This window comes from Porphyromonas cangingivalis, assembly GCF_900638305.1.
Classification (GTDB): Bacteria; Bacteroidota; Bacteroidia; order Bacteroidales; family Porphyromonadaceae; genus Porphyromonas_A; species Porphyromonas_A cangingivalis.
The window spans coordinates 276,566-301,075 of sequence record NZ_LR134506.1 but is presented as its reverse complement, the minus strand read 5'-3'; the positions used below and the strand labels follow the sequence as shown (position 1 = coordinate 301,075).

30 protein-coding genes and 1 tRNA gene are annotated in these 24,510 nt (G+C 42.6%); 12 read left to right on the top strand and 19 right to left on the bottom strand.

Annotation, left to right across the window (positions count from 1 at the left end):
* Window positions 1-22 precede the first annotated feature (22 nt).
* On the bottom strand, window positions 23-1,561 hold the full coding sequence (locus EL262_RS01280) for a glycine--tRNA ligase (protein ID WP_078735728.1): 1,539 nt from the start codon (window positions 1,559-1,561) through the stop codon (window positions 23-25).
* A gap of 565 nt (window positions 1,562-2,126) precedes the next feature.
* Here EL262_RS01280 and EL262_RS01275 point away from each other — a divergent pair.
* Window positions 2,127-2,210: transfer RNA gene (locus tag EL262_RS01275), tRNA-Leu, on the top strand.
* A 142-nt stretch (window positions 2,211-2,352) separates the two neighbouring features.
* On the opposite strand, the gene EL262_RS01270 is transcribed toward EL262_RS01275, so the two are convergent.
* From EL262_RS01270 to EL262_RS01260, 3 genes are all read right to left on the bottom strand, one after another.
* Window positions 2,353-5,115, bottom strand: a complete 2,763-nt coding sequence (locus tag EL262_RS01270) for a TonB-dependent receptor (RefSeq protein ID WP_025837656.1) — start codon at window positions 5,113-5,115, stop codon at window positions 2,353-2,355.
* 241 nt (window positions 5,116-5,356) lie between these two features.
* A complete protein-coding gene (locus tag EL262_RS01265) occupies window positions 5,357-5,626 on the bottom strand; it encodes an HU family DNA-binding protein (protein ID WP_025837655.1) in 270 nt (89 codons plus the stop codon).
* A 343-nt stretch (window positions 5,627-5,969) separates the two neighbouring features.
* Window positions 5,970-6,380: a DUF4332 domain-containing protein gene (locus EL262_RS01260; RefSeq protein ID WP_078735727.1), complete on the bottom strand. Its 411-nt coding sequence runs from the start codon at window positions 6,378-6,380 to the stop codon at window positions 5,970-5,972.
* 775 nt (window positions 6,381-7,155) lie between these two features.
* Between EL262_RS01260 and EL262_RS01255 the strand changes: the two genes are divergently transcribed.
* The 8 genes from EL262_RS01255 to EL262_RS01220 are packed head-to-tail and all read left to right on the top strand — an operon-like array spanning window position 7,156 to window position 10,732.
* Window positions 7,156-7,365: a hypothetical protein gene (locus tag EL262_RS01255; RefSeq protein WP_078735726.1), complete on the top strand. Its 210-nt coding sequence runs from the start codon at window positions 7,156-7,158 to the stop codon at window positions 7,363-7,365.
* Window positions 7,366-7,377: 12 nt separating this feature from the next.
* Window positions 7,378-7,596 carry a hypothetical protein gene (locus EL262_RS01250; RefSeq protein ID WP_004584361.1) on the top strand — a complete coding sequence of 73 codons (219 nt, stop codon included), beginning with the start codon at window positions 7,378-7,380 and terminating at the stop codon, window positions 7,594-7,596.
* Window positions 7,597-7,607: 11 nt separating this feature from the next.
* Window positions 7,608-7,898, top strand: coding sequence for a hypothetical protein (locus EL262_RS01245; protein ID WP_036853490.1), 291 nt, complete (start codon window positions 7,608-7,610; stop codon window positions 7,896-7,898).
* Window positions 7,899-7,900: 2 nt separating this feature from the next.
* The gene (locus EL262_RS01240; RefSeq protein WP_025837653.1) at window positions 7,901-8,491 is read left to right on the top strand and encodes a hypothetical protein; all 591 of its coding nucleotides are present in this window, start codon (window positions 7,901-7,903) and stop codon (window positions 8,489-8,491) included.
* A 17-nt stretch (window positions 8,492-8,508) separates the two neighbouring features.
* Window positions 8,509-8,922: a PcfK-like family protein gene (locus EL262_RS01235; RefSeq protein WP_004584358.1), complete on the top strand. Its 414-nt coding sequence runs from the start codon at window positions 8,509-8,511 to the stop codon at window positions 8,920-8,922.
* A 19-nt stretch (window positions 8,923-8,941) separates the two neighbouring features.
* The gene (locus EL262_RS01230; protein ID WP_078735725.1) at window positions 8,942-10,216 is read left to right on the top strand and encodes a PcfJ domain-containing protein; all 1,275 of its coding nucleotides are present in this window, start codon (window positions 8,942-8,944) and stop codon (window positions 10,214-10,216) included.
* 26 nt (window positions 10,217-10,242) lie between these two features.
* A complete protein-coding gene (locus EL262_RS01225) occupies window positions 10,243-10,497 on the top strand; it encodes a hypothetical protein (protein ID WP_025837648.1) in 255 nt (84 codons plus the stop codon).
* Between the two features lie 4 nt (window positions 10,498-10,501).
* Window positions 10,502-10,732, top strand: coding sequence for a hypothetical protein (locus tag EL262_RS01220; RefSeq protein ID WP_025837646.1), 231 nt, complete (start codon window positions 10,502-10,504; stop codon window positions 10,730-10,732).
* A gap of 141 nt (window positions 10,733-10,873) precedes the next feature.
* On the opposite strand, the gene EL262_RS01215 is transcribed toward EL262_RS01220, so the two are convergent.
* Complete coding sequence (locus EL262_RS01215; RefSeq protein WP_025837644.1) at window positions 10,874-11,989, bottom strand: toll/interleukin-1 receptor domain-containing protein; 1,116 nt, start codon at window positions 11,987-11,989, stop codon at window positions 10,874-10,876.
* Window positions 11,990-12,117: 128 nt separating this feature from the next.
* Here EL262_RS01215 and EL262_RS01210 point away from each other — a divergent pair, with 128 nt between their 5' ends.
* On the top strand, window positions 12,118-12,627 hold the full coding sequence (locus tag EL262_RS01210) for a transposase (protein WP_126464328.1): 510 nt from the start codon (window positions 12,118-12,120) through the stop codon (window positions 12,625-12,627).
* Window positions 12,615-13,367 carry an IS3 family transposase gene (locus tag EL262_RS01205; RefSeq protein ID WP_126464327.1) on the top strand — a complete coding sequence of 251 codons (753 nt, stop codon included), beginning with the start codon at window positions 12,615-12,617 and terminating at the stop codon, window positions 13,365-13,367. Before EL262_RS01210 ends, EL262_RS01205 begins: the two co-directional genes overlap by 13 nt.
* A gap of 77 nt (window positions 13,368-13,444) precedes the next feature.
* On the opposite strand, the gene EL262_RS10215 is transcribed toward EL262_RS01205, so the two are convergent.
* The 7 genes from EL262_RS10215 to EL262_RS01180 all read right to left on the bottom strand — a co-directional run bounded on the left by EL262_RS10215 (window position 13,445) and on the right by EL262_RS01180 (window position 18,091).
* Window positions 13,445-13,573 (bottom strand): hypothetical protein, encoded by a 129-nt coding sequence (locus EL262_RS10215; RefSeq protein ID WP_262501322.1) that lies wholly within the window; start codon window positions 13,571-13,573, stop codon window positions 13,445-13,447.
* Between the two features lie 226 nt (window positions 13,574-13,799).
* Entirely contained in the window at window positions 13,800-13,973 is a 174-nt protein-coding gene (locus EL262_RS10010; protein WP_159100509.1) for a hypothetical protein, read from the bottom strand.
* A 144-nt stretch (window positions 13,974-14,117) separates the two neighbouring features.
* Window positions 14,118-14,807 carry a hypothetical protein gene (locus EL262_RS01200; RefSeq protein WP_078735723.1) on the bottom strand — a complete coding sequence of 230 codons (690 nt, stop codon included), beginning with the start codon at window positions 14,805-14,807 and terminating at the stop codon, window positions 14,118-14,120.
* The gene (locus EL262_RS01195; protein ID WP_078735722.1) at window positions 14,794-16,122 is read right to left on the bottom strand and encodes a histidine phosphatase family protein; all 1,329 of its coding nucleotides are present in this window, start codon (window positions 16,120-16,122) and stop codon (window positions 14,794-14,796) included. The genes EL262_RS01200 and EL262_RS01195 overlap by 14 nt, the downstream gene beginning before the upstream one ends.
* A gap of 3 nt (window positions 16,123-16,125) precedes the next feature.
* The gene (locus EL262_RS01190) at window positions 16,126-17,244 is read right to left on the bottom strand and encodes a hypothetical protein (RefSeq protein ID WP_025837634.1); all 1,119 of its coding nucleotides are present in this window, start codon (window positions 17,242-17,244) and stop codon (window positions 16,126-16,128) included.
* Window positions 17,245-17,256: 12 nt separating this feature from the next.
* Window positions 17,257-17,703 (bottom strand): HIT family protein, encoded by a 447-nt coding sequence (locus EL262_RS01185; RefSeq protein ID WP_159100508.1) that lies wholly within the window; start codon window positions 17,701-17,703, stop codon window positions 17,257-17,259.
* A gap of 142 nt (window positions 17,704-17,845) precedes the next feature.
* Complete coding sequence (locus EL262_RS01180; protein ID WP_262706860.1) at window positions 17,846-18,091, bottom strand: PH domain-containing protein; 246 nt, start codon at window positions 18,089-18,091, stop codon at window positions 17,846-17,848.
* Window positions 18,092-18,160: 69 nt separating this feature from the next.
* Here EL262_RS01180 and EL262_RS01175 point away from each other — a divergent pair, with 69 nt between their 5' ends.
* Window positions 18,161-19,141, top strand: coding sequence for an IS30 family transposase (locus tag EL262_RS01175; protein WP_025837628.1), 981 nt, complete (start codon window positions 18,161-18,163; stop codon window positions 19,139-19,141).
* A gap of 246 nt (window positions 19,142-19,387) precedes the next feature.
* Here EL262_RS01175 and EL262_RS01170 read toward each other — a convergent pair whose 3' ends face one another.
* Genes EL262_RS01170 through traK form a run of 7 tightly spaced genes read right to left on the bottom strand, consistent with a single transcriptional unit; the run spans window position 19,388 to window position 24,510 of the window.
* Window positions 19,388-19,825, bottom strand: a complete 438-nt coding sequence (locus EL262_RS01170; RefSeq protein WP_036853486.1) for a DUF3872 domain-containing protein — start codon at window positions 19,823-19,825, stop codon at window positions 19,388-19,390.
* Window positions 19,826-19,852: 27 nt separating this feature from the next.
* Window positions 19,853-20,698 (bottom strand): toprim domain-containing protein, encoded by an 846-nt coding sequence (locus EL262_RS01165; protein ID WP_025837626.1) that lies wholly within the window; start codon window positions 20,696-20,698, stop codon window positions 19,853-19,855.
* Window positions 20,698-21,282 (bottom strand): conjugal transfer protein TraO, encoded by a 585-nt coding sequence (locus tag EL262_RS01160; protein ID WP_025837624.1) that lies wholly within the window; start codon window positions 21,280-21,282, stop codon window positions 20,698-20,700. The genes EL262_RS01165 and EL262_RS01160 overlap by 1 nt, the downstream gene beginning before the upstream one ends.
* A 1-nt stretch (window position 21,283) precedes the next feature.
* Window positions 21,284-22,204 (bottom strand): conjugative transposon protein TraN, encoded by a 921-nt coding sequence (gene traN, locus EL262_RS01155; protein ID WP_025837621.1) that lies wholly within the window; start codon window positions 22,202-22,204, stop codon window positions 21,284-21,286.
* A gap of 38 nt (window positions 22,205-22,242) precedes the next feature.
* On the bottom strand, window positions 22,243-23,607 hold the full coding sequence (gene traM, locus EL262_RS01150; protein WP_078735721.1) for a conjugative transposon protein TraM: 1,365 nt from the start codon (window positions 23,605-23,607) through the stop codon (window positions 22,243-22,245).
* Window positions 23,558-23,890, bottom strand: a complete 333-nt coding sequence (locus tag EL262_RS01145) for a TraL conjugative transposon family protein (RefSeq protein WP_025837619.1) — start codon at window positions 23,888-23,890, stop codon at window positions 23,558-23,560. The genes traM and EL262_RS01145 overlap by 50 nt, the downstream gene beginning before the upstream one ends.
* Complete coding sequence (gene traK, locus EL262_RS01140; protein ID WP_004584343.1) at window positions 23,887-24,510, bottom strand: conjugative transposon protein TraK; 624 nt, start codon at window positions 24,508-24,510, stop codon at window positions 23,887-23,889. The genes EL262_RS01145 and traK overlap by 4 nt, the downstream gene beginning before the upstream one ends.

The window sequence follows — 24,510 nt, the reverse complement described above, 5'->3', positions numbered from 1 at the left end:
CCATTAGCATTTTACTATTACATCACAAACCCGAGAGCAGGCTTCTCATGCTGACCTTGGCTCCGATGATTTCCTTAAGCTGAGAGATGGGCACACGCTCCTGGCGCATATCGTCTCTGTATCGGATGGTCACCATATTGTCCGTAAGGGTCTCATGATCAACGGTGACACAGAAGGGTGTCCCCATCGCATCTTGACGACGATAACGCTTACCGATAGAATCCTTCTCGTCATACTGACAAGCAAACTCATACTTTAGTTCCTCAATAATCTTACGAGCTACCTCGGGGAGCCCATCTTTGCGCACAAGTGGAAGCACAGCCAACTTGACAGGTGCCAAAGGTGCAGGAAACTTGAGCACGACACGAGTCTCCCCATTTTCAAGAGCTTCCTCCTCGTACGAAGCCGAGAGTATGCTTAAGAACAAGCGATCAACCCCGATAGATGTCTCGACCACGTATGGGATATAACTGTCGTTGAGCTCGGGATCGAAGTATCTGAGCTTCTTACCGCTGTACTGCTCATGGCTGGAAAGGTCAAAGTCAGTACGAGAGTGAATACCCTCAACTTCCTTGAAGCCGAAAGGCATCTCAAACTCAATATCAGTTGCGGCATTGGCGTAGTGAGCAAGCTTCTCATGATCATGGAAGCGATACTTGGCAGCACCGAAACCAAGGTTCTGATGCCATTTCATACGAGTTTCTTTCCACTTCTCAAACCATTCCAATTCACTGCCGGGACGAACAAAAAACTGCATCTCCATCTGCTCAAACTCCCTCATACGAAAGATGAACTGACGAGCAACGATCTCATTACGGAATGCCTTACCGATCTGAGCAATACCAAATGGGATCTTCATACGCCCACTTTTCTGGACATTGAGATAATTCACAAATATACCTTGTGCGGTCTCGGGTCTGAGGTAGACCTTCATCGCGCCATCGGCTGTGGACCCCATCTCTGTCGCAAACATAAGGTTGAACTGGCGCACTTCTGTCCAATTTTTTGTACCACTGATAGGACACACAATCTCGCAATCTATGATGATCTGACGAAGCTCATTGAGATCTCCATCATTGAGAGCCTTTGCAAAACGTTCGTGGATAGCGTCCTTCTGTGCAAGTGTCTCCAACACCTTTGGAGAAGTAGAGCGATACTGAGCTTCATCGAACGCTTCACCAAATCTTTTCTTGGCTTTCTGAACCTCCTTCTCAACCTTTTCGTCAAACTTCGCAAGATGATCCTCAATAAGGACATCGGCTCTGTATCTCTTCTTTGACTCTTTATTGTCGATCAATGGGTCGTTGAACGCATCGACGTGCCCGGAAGCTTTCCAAATTGTAGGATGCATAAAGACGGCAGAGTCTATACCGACCACATTTTCATTGAGCAAGGTCATACTGTCCCACCAGTACTTCTTGATATTATTCTTGAGCTCGACCCCATTCTGTCCATAGTCATAAACAGCACCGAGACCATCATAGATCTCTGATGAAGGGAAGACAAAGCCGTACTCTTTACAGTGAGAAACAATCTTCTTGAAAAGATTTTCTTGTGACATACTAAAAAAATTATCCTTAGTTTTATAAGAGGCCTGACCGAAGCGATCTGACACCCTACATTAATATATGCTTTAATACCAACCACAAAGATAACCAAAAGAAAACAATACACCTCTACCAAGATAAGGTCTATATGACAAGAATCCGACACCATATCGGAACATATCTAAGTTATTCCACCTTCACATCTGAAAAGAAAGGCACCTCCACCCTTGATCAACTATAACGAAAGCCCTATTACCTAACTTTCTTAAAGTACGCAAAACTAAGAATCAATAATATATCAGCTTGGGATATAAGAGGCTCATGAATAAAAAAGTATTTTTGACACTTACCTGCTCTCACTTAGATACTGATTTCTTTCTACTTATACCTCTGCTCTGCACTCGGTGAAGGGGATACAACAATTTGTCTCGATAATAGGACACGAGATTTTCCACCAAGAAAAGTGTGCAATACTCTTGCAGATTGAAAAACTTGTCGTATATTTGCAGTCGAAAACGAGAATGATAGGCTAATTACGATTAGAAAATAAGTTCTCGTAAGATATTTTGAATAGTGTATGCGCAGGTGGTGAAATTGGTATACACGCTACTTTGAGGGGGTAGTGCCGGTTCCGGCGTGTGAGTTCGAGTCTCATCCTGCGCACAAGAGCGACGAGTATTTCAGTACTTGTCGCTTTTTGTTTTTTCCTCTCCCAAGAGGATTAAAGGGACCAAGTAAGGGGCTGTGTCAAAATTGAATTTTGACACAGCCCCTTACTTTAAGACATTTCTAATGTCAACAAAAACTATCTGCGAGGCATCGTATGAGGAGGGCGACCACCTCTTGCACCACCAAATCGTGACCGTGCCCCATCTGACACCCTGCCACTACCATCTTTTCCGAAGGAGTTGAATCGATACTTGAATGTCATCAAGGCATAGGTACTGATATTATTGACCGTCCTGTCGGTAATGGATGTAGAAGTGATCATACGAGAGAAAGAATTTCGTTGCCCCAAGATATCAAAAACAGAAACCTCAAAGGTGGCAGCGTTGCCCTTTAGAAAACTCTTTCCCAACGACATGTCCCACAAGCAGATATTGGCATCTAACTCTTGTGAATAACCACTTTTTTTGGTATACTCCACATTTGATGTAAGCTCTATTCCCCAAGGCAAACTCCAGTTGAACTCGTTAATGAGAGAATAGTTGGTAGCTGTCCTATCAAGATTGGTTGCCACACTATTTGATACCTTCTGCCACTGTCCTCTCGCTCCGAAAGAGATCGAAAGGTTGTCACCCCTCCATGTCAGTTTGGGAGACAATGTGGGAGAGAAAATGTGCGCTGAATTAAGTTCGTCGTTAATATAAGCCTTTGTCCTCTCATAGCCTCCTCGACCTGAAAGGAAAAAAGACCAACCGGTACGACCAAATGGCAAAGAACCCATAAAGCCTAAACCGACACTTGCCACTCCACTGACATTCTCATAAGTAGTCTGTACAGCTCCTGTCTCCGGGTCGACTGTGCGACGGTCGACAATAGCATTGTCGGTAAAAGAAAGACGCCCCATGATTCCAAAACTTTGCTTCTTCCGAGGGCTATTGTAATTACCCATGAATCTTACACTGTGGGAGAAGGAGGGTAAGAGGTCCGGATTTCCGACGACCTTGTTGAGTGGAGAGTTTATCACAACAGCAGGATTCAACTGTTCCATGGATGCGTGCGAGGTCCGACCGCTATAACGCAAGTTAAACATGATGCTATCACTCTTACGATACTCGATCCTGACAGATGGGGCATAGTTCCACACTACCCTTGACTTATTGAATACTTCTTTATTCCCAATCGTAGAAACTGTAGTGGCGAGGGAGGGGCGAGCATCCATACCAAAAGTTATGTGGGATCTGTCGACTTTGTATCTCAAGTTGAGCCCAAGACTATGGTTTTGGAACGAACTTGTGGATCCCTTCGTGTATACTTCATCGAGAATAGTATACTCTCCATTGGGATCTTTATTGAACGCTTCTCTCAGATTCTTACGATACTGTGCCTCTAGTCTATAATTCACTTGCAAAGCCCAAAGACGACTCAGAGGCTCGATGTAAGAGGAGCGCAATACCAATCGTCCCGACTTCCCGTTGCTATTAAGGCTTTGATCTATCTTTTCATCCTCCTTTCCTGACTGTGCAAAATCTGTCGTTAGCACATTTGATCCCGAGCCATCAGACTGACTGAGACGCCCCTCAAGCCCTAAATAGAGATGACGTCCTTTGGTATTCAGTTTACGACTGAAATGCACTTCCGCCAGAGCACTCACATCCGCATTGTCATTGCTCCTCTTTGACACACCCTTGTTGATTAAATCGTTATCCTGATTACGAGTTTCAAAGGACTGGACAGACTCTGTCGCAGAACGGCTCCATGACAGCTCAGGCGTAAAGAATATCGTAGTCAAGGTGTCAGGTTTCCACTCAATCCTCGTGATTCCGCTGAGGTCATTTCTACGAGTCAAGTCTATATAATCTTCATTATATATATTGCGCTTATCTTGTCCGAGTAGATTTTCTCGTACTACGCTTCCTGATTTATTGTTATTGTCACCGTCATAACGTACTTCGGAGACCATCTCAAACTTCTTGTCTATAGATGTCTCGTAGTTGAAACCTATACGTCGAGCATCACGGTCACCCTCTCCGGCGAGAACCCCCTCCGTGTTATTAAAATTGCCAAGAAGTGAATAGCGAGCATTCTTATCAAAGAAATTGATCATCATGTCTCCTGCATAACGCTTGCGAATACCATATCCCCCATTGATATTTGCAACGCCCCCCCTCTTCATATCAGGCTTGATGCTTAGATTAAGGACCTTTGTCCTCGTACCATCATCCATACCGGTCAATATAGACTCATCGCTCTGCTTATCCACAACTTGCACCTTGTCCACCATAAGAGATGGGAGATTACGCGTTGTCATCTTCGGGTCATTGGAGAAAAAGTTACGACCATCGACCTCAATCTTTTCGATACGCTCACCATTGTAAGTGATATTTCCTTCGGCATCCACTTCAACACCTGGCAACTTCTTCAATAACTCTTCGACATTAGCACCACTCTTGACCTTGAACGCTCCGGCATTGAACTCCACAGTATCCGGCTTCAGTACGATGGGTCGGACACGCCCGGTAACATCTACCCCCTTCAGAGCAGTCGTATTAGGTATCATCTTTAAGGTACCAAAATTTACTTTTGATGCCTTTCCCAAAGACACATCTAGCTCGATACTATTGTAACCAACAAAACTGATAAGGAGTCTATAATCTCCAGGCATAAGGCCTGTCATTACAAACTCACCTTTCATATCGGTTGTAGTTCCTTTGATAAGCTTACCATCGGACTTTTTCATCAATCTCACCGTAACGGCAGACATCAGTTCATTAGTGGCCGCGTCTTGTACCTTTCCGGACAAATCAAAGTTACCGGAGCTCTGTGCAAGCACCATACACGGAAAAAATAGGGCTAAAGCAACAAGTAATAATCGATACTTGAGAGGGTGAGTCGGTGTATTCATTTCTTTAGTTATTATGATATATTCTGTAAAGACTTATACACCTAAAGACTCAACAAATCAAACAAAGTTTAATCCGCCACAACATATTTTCGTCTATACACCTACTTATACCCCATGCATCACATGAAAAACGACCGTATCAAGAACACATCTCGATACAGTCGTCTTATGTAGTAGTTGAAGACAAAGACACCTGCAAAAATTTGCTGTCTCGACTTCAGGACTTACTTTCCTCGATAAATTACTTTACGATATCAAGGTCAGAACCGGGCTTAAACTTAACAATCTTTCTTGCCGGAATTTTGATTTTTTCCTTTGTTCTTGGGTTGAAGCCTTCTCTCTTAGCTCTTTCAACAACAGAGAATGTACCAAAGCCTAGAATTGCGACTTTTTCCCCCTTCTTCATTTCTTCTGCGATAACAGCTACTGCTGCATCAACAATCGCCTTAGTGTCAACCTTTGTTGCACCAGCCTTTTCAGCAACTGCTGAGATAAATTCAGTCTTGTTCATTCTAAAATATTTTTATGTTTTAAGGTGTTAGTAATGCTCTAATCTTCTGACTAAAAAGCCGTTTACTCTTATTTTATGCCCAAATATAATTGTTTTAATTTATATACCAATATTTTATATTGTTTTTTTATCACAATCTGCCAATATTTCTTCAAAATCTATAAGATTTCGAGTCTTGGAAGAAAAACATGGGTTAAAATTCTTTCCTTTAGCAAGAAGGTGTTGAGTTCGGCATAATACAAAAAAAATCTAAAGAACGTAACAGTTCAAAAAAGGCATTCTCACTTTATTGAGTCTGCCTTTTATTGTCTCATTGTATCGTGCTACACAGAGATGCTCTGAATCAATACTCAAGCACCCGAGGAAGGCTCTTAGCCTCTTCAACCCACTTTTGAACGAACTTTAGAGGCGGTTCCCTACGAACCAGTTTTTTCATATTATTGACCTCCATCATCTTATCACACAAATTCTCAGGTTTGCGTTGCGCCAACTCTTTTACGGTATCAACACCTGCGGCTTCGAGAAGTTCTGCATATTCCGAGCCTACACCCTTTATCCTGAACAAATCAACTTGATTAGCAAATTTCAAGATTTTGGCTTCATCTATACCTGTCTTTTCAGCCACCTCCTTACGTTGTTTCTTTGTCGCACATGCCTTCAATAGTGCATCTGTCGAAGTGATTCCGATCTCTCTAAACTTCTTGCCTAACGCTGAACCGATGCCTTCGATCTCTTCAATTTTGTAATTTGCCATAGTCGTTAAATTTTGCTTGTTTATACTTACACATATCAGTAGACACTGAGATATGCATTTGAATACTCATTATGACAGTTCATATCTAAAAGCGCAAATCCGTAATGTAACAAAAGCACATACGTTAAACTCAAAGATAATCTTTTTTGATTAAAATCTATCATTTAGGTATAAGTAATTGGCTATCAACAGTCGAATGAGTCATGAAATGCAGTAGGTAATGATTTAGCGACCTATCTTCTGCAATAATATACAATGCTTTGTGTACCTTGAATAACCTACTTCAAAGGTAATACTATCTACGGAGAAAGACGAAACTTTCTCTGTTTTTCTTTTCTGACGGCTCTCTATCCAGTCAGCTGATTCTATTTTTTCGTCTTATTGCTGATTGTTGTGGCAGTCTTACTTGTGAAGACTGCCTTTCATTTTTTTCACTCTGTCCTATGCGTTGTTCCACTCCACTTTCTACTTTATGTATTCGCATCGGGATCGGTCTTCGTTCTCTTCGGCAAAGGTAGCTTCGGCGTCTGACGGCCAAAAAGGTCAAGCGGCAAGCCGTCAGGGCAACAATCTCCACACTTCATTCTTCAGGTAGTATTCTTGCCCTAAACCTTGTTGTCCTTGCCCCCTACCTTTTTATCGCCTTGAAACGAAAACGACCGACCCGACGGAAATACGCAAAAAAAATGTCGGAAACGCGAGGACAGAGAAAAAGAAAAATGGAAACTCAACTCCCTCACCTCAAGAATCCGCATAAAATCAAAAAACAGACAAGATGAAACTGAGATACAAAACCTTGATTTGGGGAACACTTGCCCTCATCGGCTCATCCCTCTTGGGCGGCAGTCTTTGGCTTTGGCTTGCAGGACTATGGCTGGGGAAATACATCGTTCGGCTACTCTTTGCCATCACACTGACAATTGTGGTCTACATACTGACCTATCTATTCATTGTCGGGGGAATATTTTGGTTGCTTATCTCATAAACATTTATCCAGATGAAAAGAAGAAGTAAAACTATCGCACAGCAATGCAGATACTACGAAGTGGACAACATTTTCGAGTATATGGTATCGGTTTACCTCAATGGGAATATATCCGCCTTTAGGGAACTATACAAAGAACTCAATCGGAAGGACAGAAAGGAATTTATCCTCTATCTCTTCTCAGAAGTTGAACCTATTCATATCCAAGAAATCATTTTAGCAACAATCTAATAGTGGGAGCAATGGAAGCATTCAGATTTTACCAAGATAGAAAGGTTACTTGTTGGGAGCGCACCCACTTTGAAGTAACAGCAGAGAATTACGAGGAAGCCGTTGCTATTGTCAAGTCGTGGCAGGGAGAGGATGTACTTTGTTTTGAAGACAACGAGAAGGTCATCATTATGGACGACAAGACCTTATATGAAACCTCCGAACACCTATCCGTAGAGGAAAATGGAGGGAACCCGACTATTGAGGTCTTTGCAGACAATGGAGAAAACATCATCAATAATAGCCCCGACAACACCAAGTAGATATGAGAATAGAAACAAGAACATACGAGGTTTACAACCTCCACGAACTGACAAGAGAGGCACAAGCAAAGGCACACAGCCATTGGGCGGAACATTTTAACTATGGTTGGGACGAAGAAAACCGAAAGACATTGCAAGCCTTTGAACAGATATTCAATATCAAGGTAGACAGATGGTCATACGATAATTATTCCTATTGGTATCGTTTCACTTCTCATTACAGCGAGGAAGAAGATAATTTGAAAGGGGTTAGACTACTGAAATACCTTGTCAATAACCATTGGAACGACTTGTATATACCCAAAACCATTTGGGGACACAATTACAAGAGAAAGCGTAAAAGTCGTGTATTTGTTACCAATGATTGCGTATTGACGGGCTATTGTATGGACTATGAGATATTGAAGCCCATATACGACTTTTTGAAAGCCCCCGATGATACCATCCTATACGAACTTATGGACAGGTGCTTGAATGGATTTTTCAAGGCTTGCTGGGACGATATGGAATACCAACTCAGCGAGGAAGCCTTTGCAGAGAGTTGCGAAGCCAACAACTACGAATTTCTATCCAACGGAACATTATTCAATTGATTAAAAAGACAAAAACAATGAAAGGTACAGAACATTTCAAGGACGTTATCCAAAACTATTTGGAAACAAGAGCATCATACGATGAACTCTTTGCAGGGAATTTCCGCAAGGAGAACAAGAACATAGACGAGTGCATTACCTACATCTTGACGGAAGTCCAAAGAATGGGGTGTGCAGGTCTGTCTGATGAGGAGGTATATTCCCTTGCCGTGCATTATTACGATGAGGATAACATCAAGGTAGGCACGTCCATCAACTGCCAAGTCGTGGTAAACCATACTATCGAACTCACAGAAGAGGAGAAAGCGGAAGCACGGAAAAAGGCTATCGAGCGATACCAAGCAGAGGAATACCGCAAACTTACCGCTAAGAAACCGAAAGCGGAGAAGCAGGCGGAGGAGCAACTCCAACCCTCCTTATTCGAATTTTAATACTAAACAGCGAACGAATATGAAACCAAGAAACAAGTTTGAGAAAGCAGTACTTGCCGAGAGTAAGAACTTACGCCCGATAACCAAGACACAATGTAAGTGGGCATTTAGAGGGTGTATAGACCACTTTGCCTATCGACTTCCCAAAGGTCGTACAACGTGTATGGATTGCGGTCATAGTTGGACAATGGAAAAGTCGAAATACACTTGCACCTGCCCTCATTGTAGGGCAAGGTTGCAGGTCAAGGAAACCTTTGAACGCAAGATAAGACAGAAGCAATACTTTACGATACTTACCACTTGTGGAGAGTACCAAGTACTAAGAATGTTTCTTCTTTCTGTGGAAATGGAAAAAGGTTGCAAGGCATCATCATACCTCTTTGAAATCGGTCAGTATTGGTGGAACGCACAAGGACGAAAGACGATTATTGCCATTCAGAGAGTATTGGGCAGATACATCGACACCTTTTCTTATTGCTCGCCTATGGCAATCCGCAACGACAACGAAGCCTACCGCCATATATCATACTCCCCGATATATCCGAAGTTCAAGGTAACGGAAGCACTCCACAGAAATGGTTTTAGAGACGATTTTCACGACATTGAACCAACCGTTCTCATTCCTGCCCTGTTGTCCGACAGCCGTGCGGAAACATTGATGAAAGCAGGCAGAACCGAACATCTGAAATACTTTCTTAACAATTCACGGACATTTGATGCTTGTTGGCAGTCCTATAAAGTCGCCACTCGCAACGGCTATAATATAGAGGACATTTCGATATGGTGCGACTACGTGGATATGCTCCGAAGATTGGGCAAGGACATACACAGCCCGAAGTATGTTTGCCCTACTGACCTGCATAGGGAACACGACCTAAGACAAAATGAACTTCGCAGGCAACGAGAAAAGGAAGAAAAGGAGAAGAGACGCAAAAAAACAATAGAGGACGAGAAGCGTTTCCACGAACTCAAATCCAAGTTCTTCGGTATCTCATTCACGGACGGCACAATCCGAGTCCACGTTTTGGAGAGCGTGCGGGAATTTTTGGATGAGGGAGTGGCAATGCACCATTGCGTATTCGACAATGCCTACTATCTCAAAGAGAACTCGCTTATCCTTTCGGCTACCATTGAGGGCAGACGAATAGAAACGATTGAGGTCAATTTGGACACGCTCAAAGTGGTGCAAAGTCGTGGCGTGTGCAACAAGAACACGGAATATCACGACCAAATCGTGAGCCTTGTCAATGCCAATCGCAAATTGATAAGGCAGAGAATGAGAGCGACAGCATAAGCAACAATCACCAAAACATCACAGATATGAAAGCAGAAATAGAAAGCATCGTATGCGACTGGGCAGACGAGATACCCCATATCCTTGTAAGGATAATCAATGCCATTACCCTATCCACCAATGAAGAGGAACTGAGGTCAGCCATCAAGCGGATAGCCGAAAAAACGGAACTTGACAAGTTCTTTGCCTATGGTTACGGCACACATCATTTTTGGCTTACCCACCGCAGGTTATCGAATGGTGAGCCTATGGAACACAGATTATTAAAGGTTGAGTTTTGAGAAAATGAAGAAGAAAGTTTACAGAGTACGGACACAATACGTCTTTGAAGGAGTGTTTGAGGTGGTTGCCGAAAGCAGAGAGAACGCACGGCAAAAGGTCATTCAGGATTGCGGATTGGTAATGGGTGGGAACATTCACAGCACCCTACCCGATGAGGAGGTAAATTGGGCTTTCTCTACTCACCCCGATGTAAGTGTGGGACAGATAAGCATTCAAGAAGAACAGACAAAGTAAAGCGGTCAGCAAATTTGCCGACCGCTACTTTCTTTCGTGAGCTTTGAGCGGACAAAGAAAGTAGCAAAGAAACCCAATGAAAAGCACCCCGTTACTTTTGACAGTGAGTCGAAACGGCTCAAAAGTAACAAAAAGCCCCAATTAGGGTTGCAATGTTAATGCTCGTACTAAGCGATTTATCTCTTCATCAAATGGATGATTTACAAAATCAAATCCTTTTCGTGCGATTAAAAAATCGGGGCAACATTTCTCAAAACTCCCAGACAATAAAATCGGTATAAACTTTGTCGTGTCTTGATCTTGGTAAATAGCTCGTGAAATAACTCTACCTTCATGGGCTACTCCACCTGTTGAAAGCTCTGCCTTTTCTTTATACTTTGGAGTGAGAAACACAAGACATTTTGTACAATCTCTTATTTCTTTGTTCATGAAACGAACGAGATCTGTTCCATAAGGAACATCCTCATCTATGCGCACTTCGATATTAGCATCTTTCAAATGTTTAGCGATTCTTTGTACCGCCTCTTTATTTTCATCCCATGCATAAGATATAAATACTATCATAGGAACAACCTTTAGCTCACTCTTTTCCTCTTGAGGCTTACTGATCTTTTCCACATTATCAAATAAGGTCGTATCTACACAAACATCAGACCTCTTCTTGTTGTTTGTCGAAGCGTTTACTTTCTCGGATAATTTACTTATAAATATTTTAATATCCTCATCTGCAAGTAAGGAAAAAAGTTCTCGATACCATACCACTCTTGAAGTCGAGACTCCTTCTTTTTTCCTATACTCTATATACTCAGAATACGAAGGATATGCACCTTGTATAAAAGGTTTTATGGTATTATAATAATCGGGACCATTTACATAGAAGAAAGCCTCTTCTTCTTTCCCAATAAACCTCCATAATTCGTTGAATATAAAATCCTTCCCTTTTTGTTCTATTTCTCTTAAGTACATCAAATCTCCTAATGAAATGGATAGATCCAGTGGAAAGTCTCCATTTATATGGTCATATCCCTTTTGAGAAAGCATAATAAAATCTTGAGACGAGTTACTAAAATGCAAATAATCATTGGATAGCAATAAATTCAACACAACGTACAGGTTATTCATTTCTGACCTATTCCTGACATAGTCTTTTTCTGCTTTGAAACTAATGGTTCTAAGAAACAATCCTTGACCAACATTCATACCAGCAAAGAATGATAAAATGAAATCCTTGTACTTATTTATTTTTAATTCATTCATAATAATTTGTTTTCTGCAAAGTTACTCATTCATAACGAGAAGTGCGAAGGAAATAGCAAGAAAACGCCCCTTGCGAAAGTAGTATGCCCCCAAAAAGTTGGACAAAAAACTTTGGAAAGTAATCAGCAATGAAACGCGATTTAGAAGAATGGCTTGAGATGTTTAGGAAGATTGATTCAGGCAGAGGGATGAAGTCAGTCAGCAGCGAGCACCGTACAGACTATGTTCTGCTTCGTCAGAAGTACTACCGTTACAAGAAATATGGGACATCGGGTCTGGAGTACATGAAAGGGAAGAGGTTTTCAGCATCTGAAAAAGAGGCTATAGTTTTGGCCTTCACAGACAAAGGCGTACCTTTGTCTGTGTTGAGTCTGACACATGACGTCAGCATCAAAAGCCTCCGACGATGGATTCAAACCGTTCGTACCGGAGGGTCTTTGTATGAAATCAAAAAGAGAGGGCGACGCCCCAAAGAGACTATGGGCAGACTAAAAAAGAAATCACCGGAGACAGAACTTGAGAAGCTCAAGGCAGAAAATCTCTACCTCAAAGCAGAGAACGCCCTGCTAAAAAAACTGAAGGTTTTGATCGAGAAAGAGAAAGCCCGAGGCAGCGGGCGAGAGTCATCGAATCACTAAGGCCTGAGCATCCGCTTGATTTACTTCTCAAAGCGGGAAAGATGGCTCGTTCGGTATTCTACTATCACCTCAAGAAACTCTCTTGGGAGGACAAGTATGCTTCAGCAAGAGCAGAGATCAGAGAGATCTTTACCACCCATAAAGGCAGGTACGGTTATCGTCGTGTGACGGCCGAAATGCACAATCGCAACCATCCGATCAATCACAAGACCGTCTATCGTCTCATGCGAGAAATGGGTCTTTGGGACAAGAAGAGAAAGGTGCACTATCAGTCCTATCTCGGACCACTTGGCAAGGAGGCACCGAACCTTATCAACCGAAGTTTTTCTGCTGGCGCTCCGAATCAAAAGTGGGCAACGGACATCACACAGATCAACATCGGGGGCGAAAAGCTGTACTTCTCACCCATCTTGGATATGTTCAACGGGGAGATCATAGCCTATGACCTCTCGACAAGTCCGAATCTGGAACAAGTATATGCCATGCTCGAAAGGGCTTTCTGCTCTCGCAAAGCTCTCAAAGGGCTGATCCTTCACTCCGATCAAGGCCGGCAGTACCGCTACCAAGGCTACCGCAAACGCCCCGAAGAGCAAGGGATCGTGCAAAGTGTGTCGAGAAAAGCCAACTGTTTCGACAATGCGATGATGGAAAGCTTTTTCGGAACGATGAAAACCGAACTATTTACCTCTCGTAAAGCCTTTGCAAAGGCTTTACGAGAGTACATCAACTACTACAATTGAGAGCGGATAAAGCTCCGATTAAATGGTAAGAGCCTGGAGCAATACAGGACTCAGAGAGAATGAAACAAAAATAGTGTTTAACGTGTCCAACTTTTTGGGGGCACTGCATTTACGGTGTTGGCGTACGTTCGGGTCTGGTAGCCCGATACTGTCGGAAAAGCAGCTACGAACCTGCCCTTGCTGATGTCGATTCCAATGTAAGTCATAACGTCTTTTTTTTGATTGAATACATCCTGTGACCTATCGTCGCTAACACGGGATATAAAGTCCCAACGAACTATCCAGATTTCAGATGTAAAAGCATGGGGACTGAACGTTAACCCCGGTTTCTTGATCCAACCATTAATCGGTCTTTGTCCATGTTTATATCAAAGTTATTAATTATTGAATTATTTACAAAAGTACAAATGTGCGACCATTGAAATCTCTTGCTTATTTTCCCTTTACGGAACACCTCACTTCGGAGTTTACAAAAAAGTCAAGAACAACGTATTCTCCTTTGATTATTGGTCTTTGTTCTAGTCCAATAATATGAGTTGCTGTGCCTATAAGCTTTGTTGACACAGCAAATTCATCTTCTTCTGAAAGCTCGTTAACTGCACTCATCACACTTTCTTTTCCACCCTCTTGAATACATATTTTTTAGCCTGTTCAAATTGTTCATCAGTAGAGATCGTTTTTATAGCTTTCAAAGCTTTTGCTAGTTCTATTCTTGTTACATCTTTACTTATAATTGATAAATCAATTTCATTATTGAAAAATTGTTTTAATATTAGACTGACTTAGATGTTGTATTTTTAGGTCATTAATAACATCTTCGTCAGATTTCGCTTTTAAATGTTTCTTAAATTTCACATCAGGGTGTAAATGGGCATTCGAACTCCCCCCATATATTTCCGTAGTTCCTCTAATAGTTTTTACCACAGAAAACCAATTGCGAGGCTCATCCAAAAATAATGTTGTTTTGGAATAAACAGGTGTTATAAACCCTTCAAAACTATTTAATTCTTGCCGAAGATTTAAAACAAAGAACGCCCCTTGTTCTTCAATTAATGGACTTACTGAACGAACATTAGTTCTAACAGAACAGTCATCATTTAAACCAGAACCAATAACATGTGTACCATTCAAATCTTGTTTTATTCTCCATATTCCAAAATGAATTTTACCATTTCTCGTGTATTCATAAGACCAATATCCATCAATATATAATTTACCCCAATACAAATGCATAAAAAAAGATGTATGAGAGATAACAAAGAATATTAACCATATAATAAATTGATATAGACCTACAGAAATGAGTAATACTATAATCCGATAATATTCTATCGATTTAATACTCGGAAGCCAATCGTCTATACCAATGGCTATATATACTACTAATAACAAAACAATAGTAGCAATATTTTCCCTGTTGTCATTTTTATAAGTACTCATCAGATAATCTAAATTTGATTGAATTTCCACTATGATTTAACATTCTCAAACGCCCGTCATATACATTTTTTATGGCTAATACACTTACTGATGCATTTGTTTGTTTAAAAGACCAGATATAGTTTGCTGGTAAATCCAAAGCATTGCAGATAATTAATCTATTTACAATATCATGCGCTACACTGATTATACTACCACCCCAAGAGTATAAATCTTTTTGATAGTCCTCCCAAATGTTGTTACACCTATTATATGCATTATTTAGATGTTCAGATTGAGGTATATTTGCTTTTTGAGGAACAGTCTGCCATTGGTTATATTCAGCATGCCTGTAGCGTGAAACCTCATCTTCAGTCATGCCTTCCCATATACCATACAAAAACTCATGCAAGTCATTCCTAACACTAACTGATTTTATCCTATTGCTATTTGCTATAATTTCTGCACTTTGTATTGCTCTTGACAATGGACTACAAATAATTCTTGTTGGGATATTAGGAGTAAATGATTTTGCTAGAAGATTCATGTTCTTTATTCCAAGTTCTGAAAGAGGAATATCCATGGAGCCTTGATATTTTCTTTCTAAATTAGAATCTGTTTGACCATGACGAACTAAAAAAAGTTCTCCATATGATTTTGTTCTTTCCTCTGTTTTAAAATCAATTAAAGGGGCATCACAAAAAGTCGGAACTTCATTGGTAAAACACAACTCATAATCACAGGATGTTTCAATAGTATTTCTTTCTTGAATTACAGTTACAGAACCATTATCCAACTGTAGAATATGATGATGTGATTTAGGTAGTTTCAATAGGGTGTTAACTATCGCAGAAATGGAACCTTTATGAGCAACTATAACTTTTATCCCTTTTTTGTCACTATGTAAAATCTCTTCGTTAAGAAAAGAAGAGATTTTGTCATATAATTCTTTAACTGGAAATCGCTCTTCTAATTCAAAATCATATGGTCTAGTCCTCCATAATCGATAAATGTTAGAAAAATTGCTGATAATTTCTTTTCTTTGTAGTCCATGCCAACAACCAAAATTTATTTCTTCTAATCTTTCATCAATTTTCAACCTAGATAGGCTTACCCCACATTGGTTAGCTACAATTTCAGCAGATTCTTTAGTTCTATTTAAGTGTGATGCATAAATATAATCTATGTCTAATTCTTTCAGCCATATTCCAACACGGAGCATCTGTTTTCTTCCTTCTTCTGTAAGAATTGGATGGTCTGTATTCCCTTGAATTATACCATCTTTATTAAAGGTGGTTTCACCGTGCCTAATAAGGATTATTGTATTGCCAGACATAAATTAAAAATGCTTTTGAAAACCATATTTAGTGTAGGAGCTTTTTTGAATTATTCTTTCGACGACAACTCCAGGACAATGCTGTTGCATTTGCGAAAAAATGCTTTCAGGCGAAGTTGGATCAGAAGAAAAGTTTCGAATACTTAGTCGTTCATCTTTCCCTAAGGATATTAGTGGTTCAATAGGGTACGATTTTCCTGAAAGATAAAACTGTTTGTTTTCTAAATCAATTTCAAAGCAAACATCTTTTTCACAAGTTTTTCCCCATCCATGGGGAACGATTAAGCGCTCCATTTTTTCATTAAGCGTAATAATTTTGTTTGCACCTCCTTGCAGTGGTTTAAATACAAAAATATCTTTACCTACTTTGGAAAATATGGGAACTTCTTCACCCTCTGAAATTATGAAACATCCGATAGCAACACTATTTCTTGTGGGCATATAATAATGATGCTTGTCAAATTGATGGTTGATTTTCGTTCTTTTATGTGTCAATAAATGAGCAATGAATCGATGTCGAATAATATTAAAATCTTCGAGCATTTTTGCAATATCAATAAAGAGTTCAGCTTTATCACCCTTTAAATATCGGATATATCTATTCCCTTCTTGGTAAATATTAATGTCATCAGCATACCAATTTTCTTTGGCAGGCATCAATCCATTAAATTGATATTTAAACTCCTTCTCATTGGAATGTATAACAAGTACAGGACAGTTTTTTTCTACACTATGCCCAAAACTAATAAAATGATTTCCTTTGTGAAAATTAAAAACATAACTACTGTTTTCTATTTTGCCTCTTAAATCGGAAAAAGTATTTTCATCTATTGAATCTGTGATATCATCATCAAGATAGAAAATAGAACTAGTATCAATATTGACTGTTGTATCAATGGGAATAAAGGGAGTATTGCATTTCCATTCTACGAATGCTCCTGTCGGAAAACCTCCTGCAATTCTAATAACATCATGAGGGAACCCTAAATCAACAGCAGGTGTAATTCTGCATTCAGCATTGAAATCTATACTTTTTAGAGTATGCTCCAACAATTCTTGCGTTTTTGCAATAAAAGGAATGAGAAGATTATGAGCATAATCTTCTTTTTCTATAAGTTTCATATGGACATTCTTTTAAAGATTATCTATCAAAACTTTTTGAATCTCTTTAATCAGTCCTGTTTGATCTTTATGTTGATTATCGCCCATTACTGGTAAGGCTGGCCAACCATTATCAACCCATTCTAAACCTGCAAAATTTCTTATGCCATTATATCTTGGAATTACGTGATAATGAACATGACGATCAACCATCATAAGCATTAAGTAATTCATAATGTTGTGATTAAAAGTTCTTTTAATGACTGTTTCTACACTTTTAATCAAAGTTGCTAATTCTGCCATTTCTTCTGGAGTAACATCAGATAGATGCAATGCATAGCGATTTAGTGATATTATACCAGAAGCTAATGTCGGCTGAGCAGGTCTAACAGACCAAGACCATGCGCCTGAATTTAAAACAAGGTTTTCTTCTACAGCAAATTTCACTCTAAATTCTTTTAATGTCTTTTCATTGTCCATGATTTTATCTTTTAAATTAAAAACTATATAACATATCATCGCGAATATACTCATAAAAAAACACCTGAAAAAATTTATTTTCAAGTGTTTTTTCAATAACTTACCTAGAGTCGTTTATTCATCAATGAGTTCGTACTTTCGCTTACCCTATCTGTGTATTTATCTCCCGCCGGGAAGCCAGCGGATCGGCAATATAAGGATATGAACTTGTAACGCCTCCGGTAGTAACCGTAATCCTTCCGAAACCAAATATCCATCCTAAAACACTTTGCTTTATGTGCAGACCTTCGCACTTTGCCAGCACCAAATTTACCGCCTTTCGGCTAATTACGCCTGTTTTGAGAACCACCCGCTTATTATGTATTTTCCAGTAGTAAGTGCAACGCAAATAGAAAGAATATCCCCAGAGGGGCTAGCCCCTCTGGGGATGGGCGCCAAAGATTATATTTGCGTGAATATGAAAAAATACAACCATTTGAGCCGAGAGCAAAGGTACACAATAGATCGGCTACTACAACAAAAGAAATCTTATTCTTTCATCGCTCAAACCATTGGTGTGTCAACCAGCACCGTCTCACGAGAAGTCAAACGCAACAAAACGGCAAGAGGAAGATACTCCTGCCATGCAGCACATATGTATGCTACAGAGCGTAAGGAGTGGCGTTGCTATCCGAGGAAATTCACGGATAAAATGCAAGAACAAGTCGTCCAGATTTTGAGAGAAAAACAGTGGTCGCCTGAGCAAATCGTGGGGCGTTTTCGGCTCAAGGGAATCCCCATCGTGGGGAAAACCACCCTATACACTTTTCTCCACGAGGATAAGGCACTCGGAGGAGACCTTTGCCAGCTAACAAGGCATCACTTGAAGTATCGACGAAAGAACCTTGCTAAACCGCTCAAATCCCAATGGGAAAAGCGTAAGGGAATTGACCAAAGACCCCAATGCATCAATCAAGAAGAGCGTTTCGGAGATTTCGAAATGGACCTAATCATTGGAGCTAAACAACAAGAGGCTATCCTAACACTTACCGACAGAAAGACAGATTATGCTATCATTGAACCATTGCCCAAAGGGAAGAATGCTAAGGCATTAGCCAGAGTGGTCAATCAAAAACTAAACTATTTCAAGAGAATGGGGTTGCTACATTCCATCACAACGGACAATGGTGCCGAGTTTATGTTTTTTTCTTCCATCGAAAGGGCGCTCAAAATTCCTGTTTTCTTTGCAAAACCCTATTGCTCAACCGACAAACCACACATAGAACATCTAAACAAACTAATAAGACAATATATACCGAAAGGAACCTCTTTCTCCGAAATATCTAAACTACAAATCAAAACAATACAGAGACTACTAAACAACAGACCCAGAAAAAAGCTAAACTTTCAATCTCCTATAGAAGCCCTTGACGTATATTTGCAACAACGTTGCACTTGACTCTGAAATCTGCATGGTCAAAAAGCTTTGAGAAGTCATCTGCCATACAAAAAATATCTACTATATTTGTCTTCATAGAGTGGCATTTTATTTGTGTGTATTACCTTGATTTTCAGACATTAACGCCCAATTCATTCGCCACTTTTTCAATTATAACTACAACAATATTAGGCAGTTAATGAAGTTTATGAGATTGTTTCATTCTTTGTTTTCTTACGTCGAACTGACGTTAATCTCATCTGTCTTCTACTTTTCCTCTTCCCCTTGGCTGTTGAACTCAAACGAGAGTTTTGCCGTCTGTCCGAAATTGTCCTCCACATACACGTCGATTGTCTGCTGGTCGGTGGAAGCAGAGGTGTAGTAAAGCCTGAACTCCTCTTTTGTAAGCGGGTAACGGTCATTGGGTTTGAATATCGTGCCGTCTTCCATCTTCAGCCGTCCTTTTCCATCGGGCTGAAAGTACCTTATGGTGTAGCGGGTGTCGGCAAAGTTGCCCTCCCTTTTCAATGTACAGCGTATCTCCGCCGTCTGTCCCTTGACGATGTGCTTCTGAACGGGCATCGTCTCGACAGTGAACGGGTACGCCTGCTGAATATCCAACTCATTATCACAAGCAGATAAACAAAATCCTGCAAGAGCAAGCACTCCTATTACCAAAATCGTATTCAATATTTTCTTTTTCATTGTTCCTTACATTTTATTGTTATACACTCACTCCTGCCTTTGATAGAGCAGGTAATCATTCAAATCTTTGTGGTCGGCATACAGAGAGGAACGGTCAATAACCTTCTCTCCGAAATCTGCCCTCAGCCTTTCCAATGTTCTTCGTCCCGCATTATCATTATCGAGGTAGCATTCTATCCTGTGATAACCGCCCAGTACTTTCAGTGCCTTCTCCATGTTGGAAACGGAATTAAGGACAAGCCAGTCCGAAGCGATTATGCCGAGTTGCATGGCGGAGAGGTAATCCATAAAACCCTCAAAGACGGCACACACGTTCGAGCCGTTACGCTTCAGTGAAATGTCTTTGGGCGGTATGCAACCCTTGAAAAAGCAATTACGCAATTCCATTCCTCCTGCCTCGTTACGAAAGCCGATGGCATAGTACCGCTTGCCCCGTACACGATACCTCACCTCCTCGCAGTTGGGGATGGCAACGTGGGCATCGATACCCCGTTCTTCCAGATAGCCCAACAGTCTGCCATTCAATAAGGGACGCCTCTCAATATCCTCAAAGGAGGGATCTCTTTCTTTTTCCCTTAGCGATTGCTCCATAACGGGAAGCGGACAAGCTCCGTTCCGTGCGATGAATGCCGCCCGTAGGAGAAAATCACTGCTTCCGATAAACTCTCCTGCCAAGTCGAAGATGTCGCCACCTTTGCCCGTCCCGAAATCGAACCAAACATTCTTGGCGATATCGACCTTGAAAGAGGGTGTCCGTTCCGTGCGGTACGGAGCGGAATACCATAAAGCGTTTCCTTTCTGTTTGGTCGGATGAATACCCATTGCGTTCAGGAAGTCCGCAATGGGTATCTCTCTCATCTGTCGCATGTCCATCAGTCCAGCATGATTTTCAGTCCGACACCGTACTGGGCATGAAAACGCCCCGTAGAGCCTCCCCACAGGCAACGCTCCCTGCCATAGAGCAACAGTACAAGGCGGTCACTCAGATAGGTCTCCGCCTGTAGGGTGATTGCTCCACCATAGATAAAGCCATCTTTGTTATGGAGCGTAGAGCCATCGAATAGCAGCTTCTTCCCTCCATTGACCGTCTCATATCCCGCCAAGGCGGAAACGCCTGCGGAGAGGAAAAAGGTCTTGCTCCCGTCGGAAAGCACACCAAAGAAGAAGCCTCCCTCGCCTGTGAACTGCTCCATAGGGATACGGCTATCTCGATAAGGGTGGTATCTGCGGAGATACTCCACCCCGAGCACCCATTGATGTCCGCCTTTGGTATAGGTGGCAAGCGAAGCCCCGAACGTATAGCCTGTGTTGTTGCTGGCAGGCTTGGTATAAAAGCCGTCCGCCATGCCTGTGGTCAGGCGTATGCCCTTCATCTTGGGCAGACATCGTTGGGCGTGTGCCTGCCCTGCAAGGAGGGCAAGCATCACGACAAACAGGAAAAATGCGAGCTTTCTCATATCACTTCACTTTGAGTTCGTCAATCTCCCTTGCACGCACAAGGTCTTCGTTCTCCACAACGAAAGACTGGTGTCTTCCGCCGTTCTTCTCGTGCATCTCCACAATGAGCTGCTTATCGTCGGGGATGGTGAACTTTTGAAGCGTGAATACCGTGCGACCGCTCTTCTGCCCCGCCACGCAAGTAACATAGTTGTAGGCACGCAGCGGAAGCAGTACCTGCTCCTGCATGGCGGTCTGCTTGGCTACGTTCTTGTCCACAATTTTGAACGTGATGAAGTCGATGTCGAACGGCACGTTGGACTTGTTGCGCAGTTCCGTATGGAAGTACAGCAGTCCGTTGTGCGAGTACAACCCTTTGAGCAGGTACTGAATACCGAAGGACTTGCTGCCGATGTGCTTCACAGTCCGCCTGTCCTCCTTGTGAATGGACTTCATGATAAGCCTTACCAGCATCGGACTCTCGCTGCCGAGTTCCTTGAGATAAACCTCCATTGCGTTGTTCGGTCGGTTTACGCTCGCCCCGTCGTGGATAGAGTCCGCCATTTCCACATTGAGTAACAGTGGCTCGTTGGCATACTTGACATTGAAGGTGTAGAATGCTCCGTCTTCGGTGATGACACTCATGTTCGTCTCCTCGTGGAAGTTCTTGACCGTCGCTTTCACACGGATGACGTTTTCCGCTCCGTCCGCCTTCCCCGCAATGAGATTGGGCGAACCCAAATCGACATAGCGCACGGCAGATGGGAAGATGATGTGCACCGTCTTGTCATAGGTGATTTCCAATCCGTGGGGCGGTATCATCCGCTCAAAGGCAATCTTTCGGGTCAGACCCTGATAGAGGTCTCCCGTTGAGGTTGTCTCCTGTGCGTTGGCACAGACTGCGCCCAGCATCAGGGCGATGGCTAAAACTGTTCTTTTCATTTTTACATTGGATTAAAGTGGTGAATAATAACTGTGAATTACTTGTTTTCAGGTTGGTAGAGCAATACCTTGTATCCGGCTTTGAGATGCACCTTGACGGTGCGCATTTTCTTGGCGAAATACTGCGAGGTTCCCTGTATCAGCCCCTTGCCCAAGTCGGCGGCAAGCTGTGCACCTGCATCGGTGGAGATGTTCATGCTGCTGCCCACGGATGTCCCCATGTTAGCGGCAATCTCCTTGGCGGCACTGCGCTCCATCGAGCCGGGAATGAATATCCCTTCCTGCCCGTCCATATCGTACACTGTCAGCTCTACGGGAATGATATTGCCCTGATATTCCAGTGAAGAAATGACAACGGCAAGCCGTTCGCCCTGTACCTTTGTCGTTCCCACGACAAGGGTATTGCGTGGTATTTCCCTGCCGGAGACCTGCATCGGTTCCAAGAGACGGAAACGCACCGTCTGACCATCCATAACCGTCTGGTTGTTATGCACACAGGCTGATATGGTGTTTCTATCCGTCTGTGAGGCTGTCCCGATAGCAGTTTGAAATAGGAAATTTCTCTCCTTGACATATTCGGAGCGGAAAGTCGAGTCGCTCATCGGCTGCGCCAGAGCCGACACCACTTGTTCGCTCACAGGGGCAACGGGAAAAGCTACCGCCTTCCCGTTTCGGGTGGTTGCGACCGCTTTCCTTTCGGAAGCCGTCTCCCCATCCGACACCAACGCCATATTGGAAGATGGTTGTCCAGCACCCGACGGCATATACTTTGCCGCCAACTGATAGGACTTTTCGAGCAATGCCATCTGGTCGTTTACGGTTATGGCAGGCGACTGCTGTTCGCTATTCATACGGTTTTCCAACTCTGCCAATCGAGCACGCAGCTCCTCCTTTTCGAGGTCTTCCCTCGGTGCTTCATAGAAACTGCCGAGCGTGCGGTTGATGTCCTGATAGGCGGATGCCGAAGCGTGAAAGCCATCTTGCGGGGCAGAATGTCGGGACGTGTATCCCTCACTCTCATTCGAGGGGTCAGACTCCCAAGCGGACGCTTCGCCCGCTCCCTGTGAAGTCTCTCCTCCTGTCATTTCCCCGAACATGGAACTAAGGCTTTGCATGGCACGACTTCGTTCCTGCTCCTTCTGTTCCATCATCTCCTTCTCATAGGCTTTCTTCTTATCACCAATCAGTTCGGCTGCCATCGGGTCGGGCACTTCCGTGTTGAAGCCCTTGGTCTGTTTCTCCTCTTCTTTCTCCGACGGAGCGAAAATGAGCCACATGGAGCCTGCAAAAAGCAGAAACATCAGGGGATAAATGATAAACTTCTTTTGCCTTTGTCTCTCTTCTTCCGTCAGCTCAGGCGAGGTACTCGTATCGGAGGCTGTCTTTCTTTTGAATGGGAACATAATCGTAATACTTTAATAGGTTGATACTGTCTTGCGGATAGAGCCGCCTTACTTCAGGGGCTTCTATATGCTTGATTGCCGGTAGCCTTTCCTCTTCGGAGTCTCCTTCGGAAAAGATACGGTACAAACCGTTGAAGAAAACATAGTTGGCAAGGAAGGCGAAAAAGAGAAGCATCGTCAGGACGACATATAACCTCATATGAGTGGGGATGCGTCCGCACAGGCGGCGGAGTCTTGCCTCCGCTCCCTCCTGCATCATTCGGAACAGACTTTTCTTTTTCATCGCTTACGAGTACTGATGTCCTTGTTCTCCAATATTTCAAATCCCTCGATGTTGAATCCGTTCGGATTGTCGTCGCTGCGGCTCGTATTGAGCAGGCGACATACGGTCACGAGATTGCGCTCGGTCACGTTGGTTGCACGGATAATCATCTGCCGGGCGTACGTCCGTACCGAATAGGGATAGTGGTCAAAGTCACAGAGTACGCTGTCCACCTGCACGACCTGATTGATGTTTCCTGCCACGATACGGTTGTAGTACCCTTTCTCGGAGAAATCCCGATAGTAATTGTAGGCACTTTTGTCCGCCAAGAGCAGCGCACGGGAGATATTCCCCTCGATGGCACTCTTATCGGGCGAAAGGGTGAAGAACAACTCGTGGAAGCGGCGCACGTGCTCTTTCGCCTCGGCGGGTCTGTTCTGCGACAGATCCTGCGACAAGGCGAGCATCAGCGACTTACCGCCATCCAGCACATAGATTTTCTGCCTTTGAGCTTCGGCAAAGGAGTAGGCACTCCATACCGAATAGCCCGCAAGGGCGGCACACAGACAGACGACAACCAAAGTAAAAAGGCGTATCTGCCTGAAACTTGTTTCGATATTCTTTAATGACTTAAATTCCAT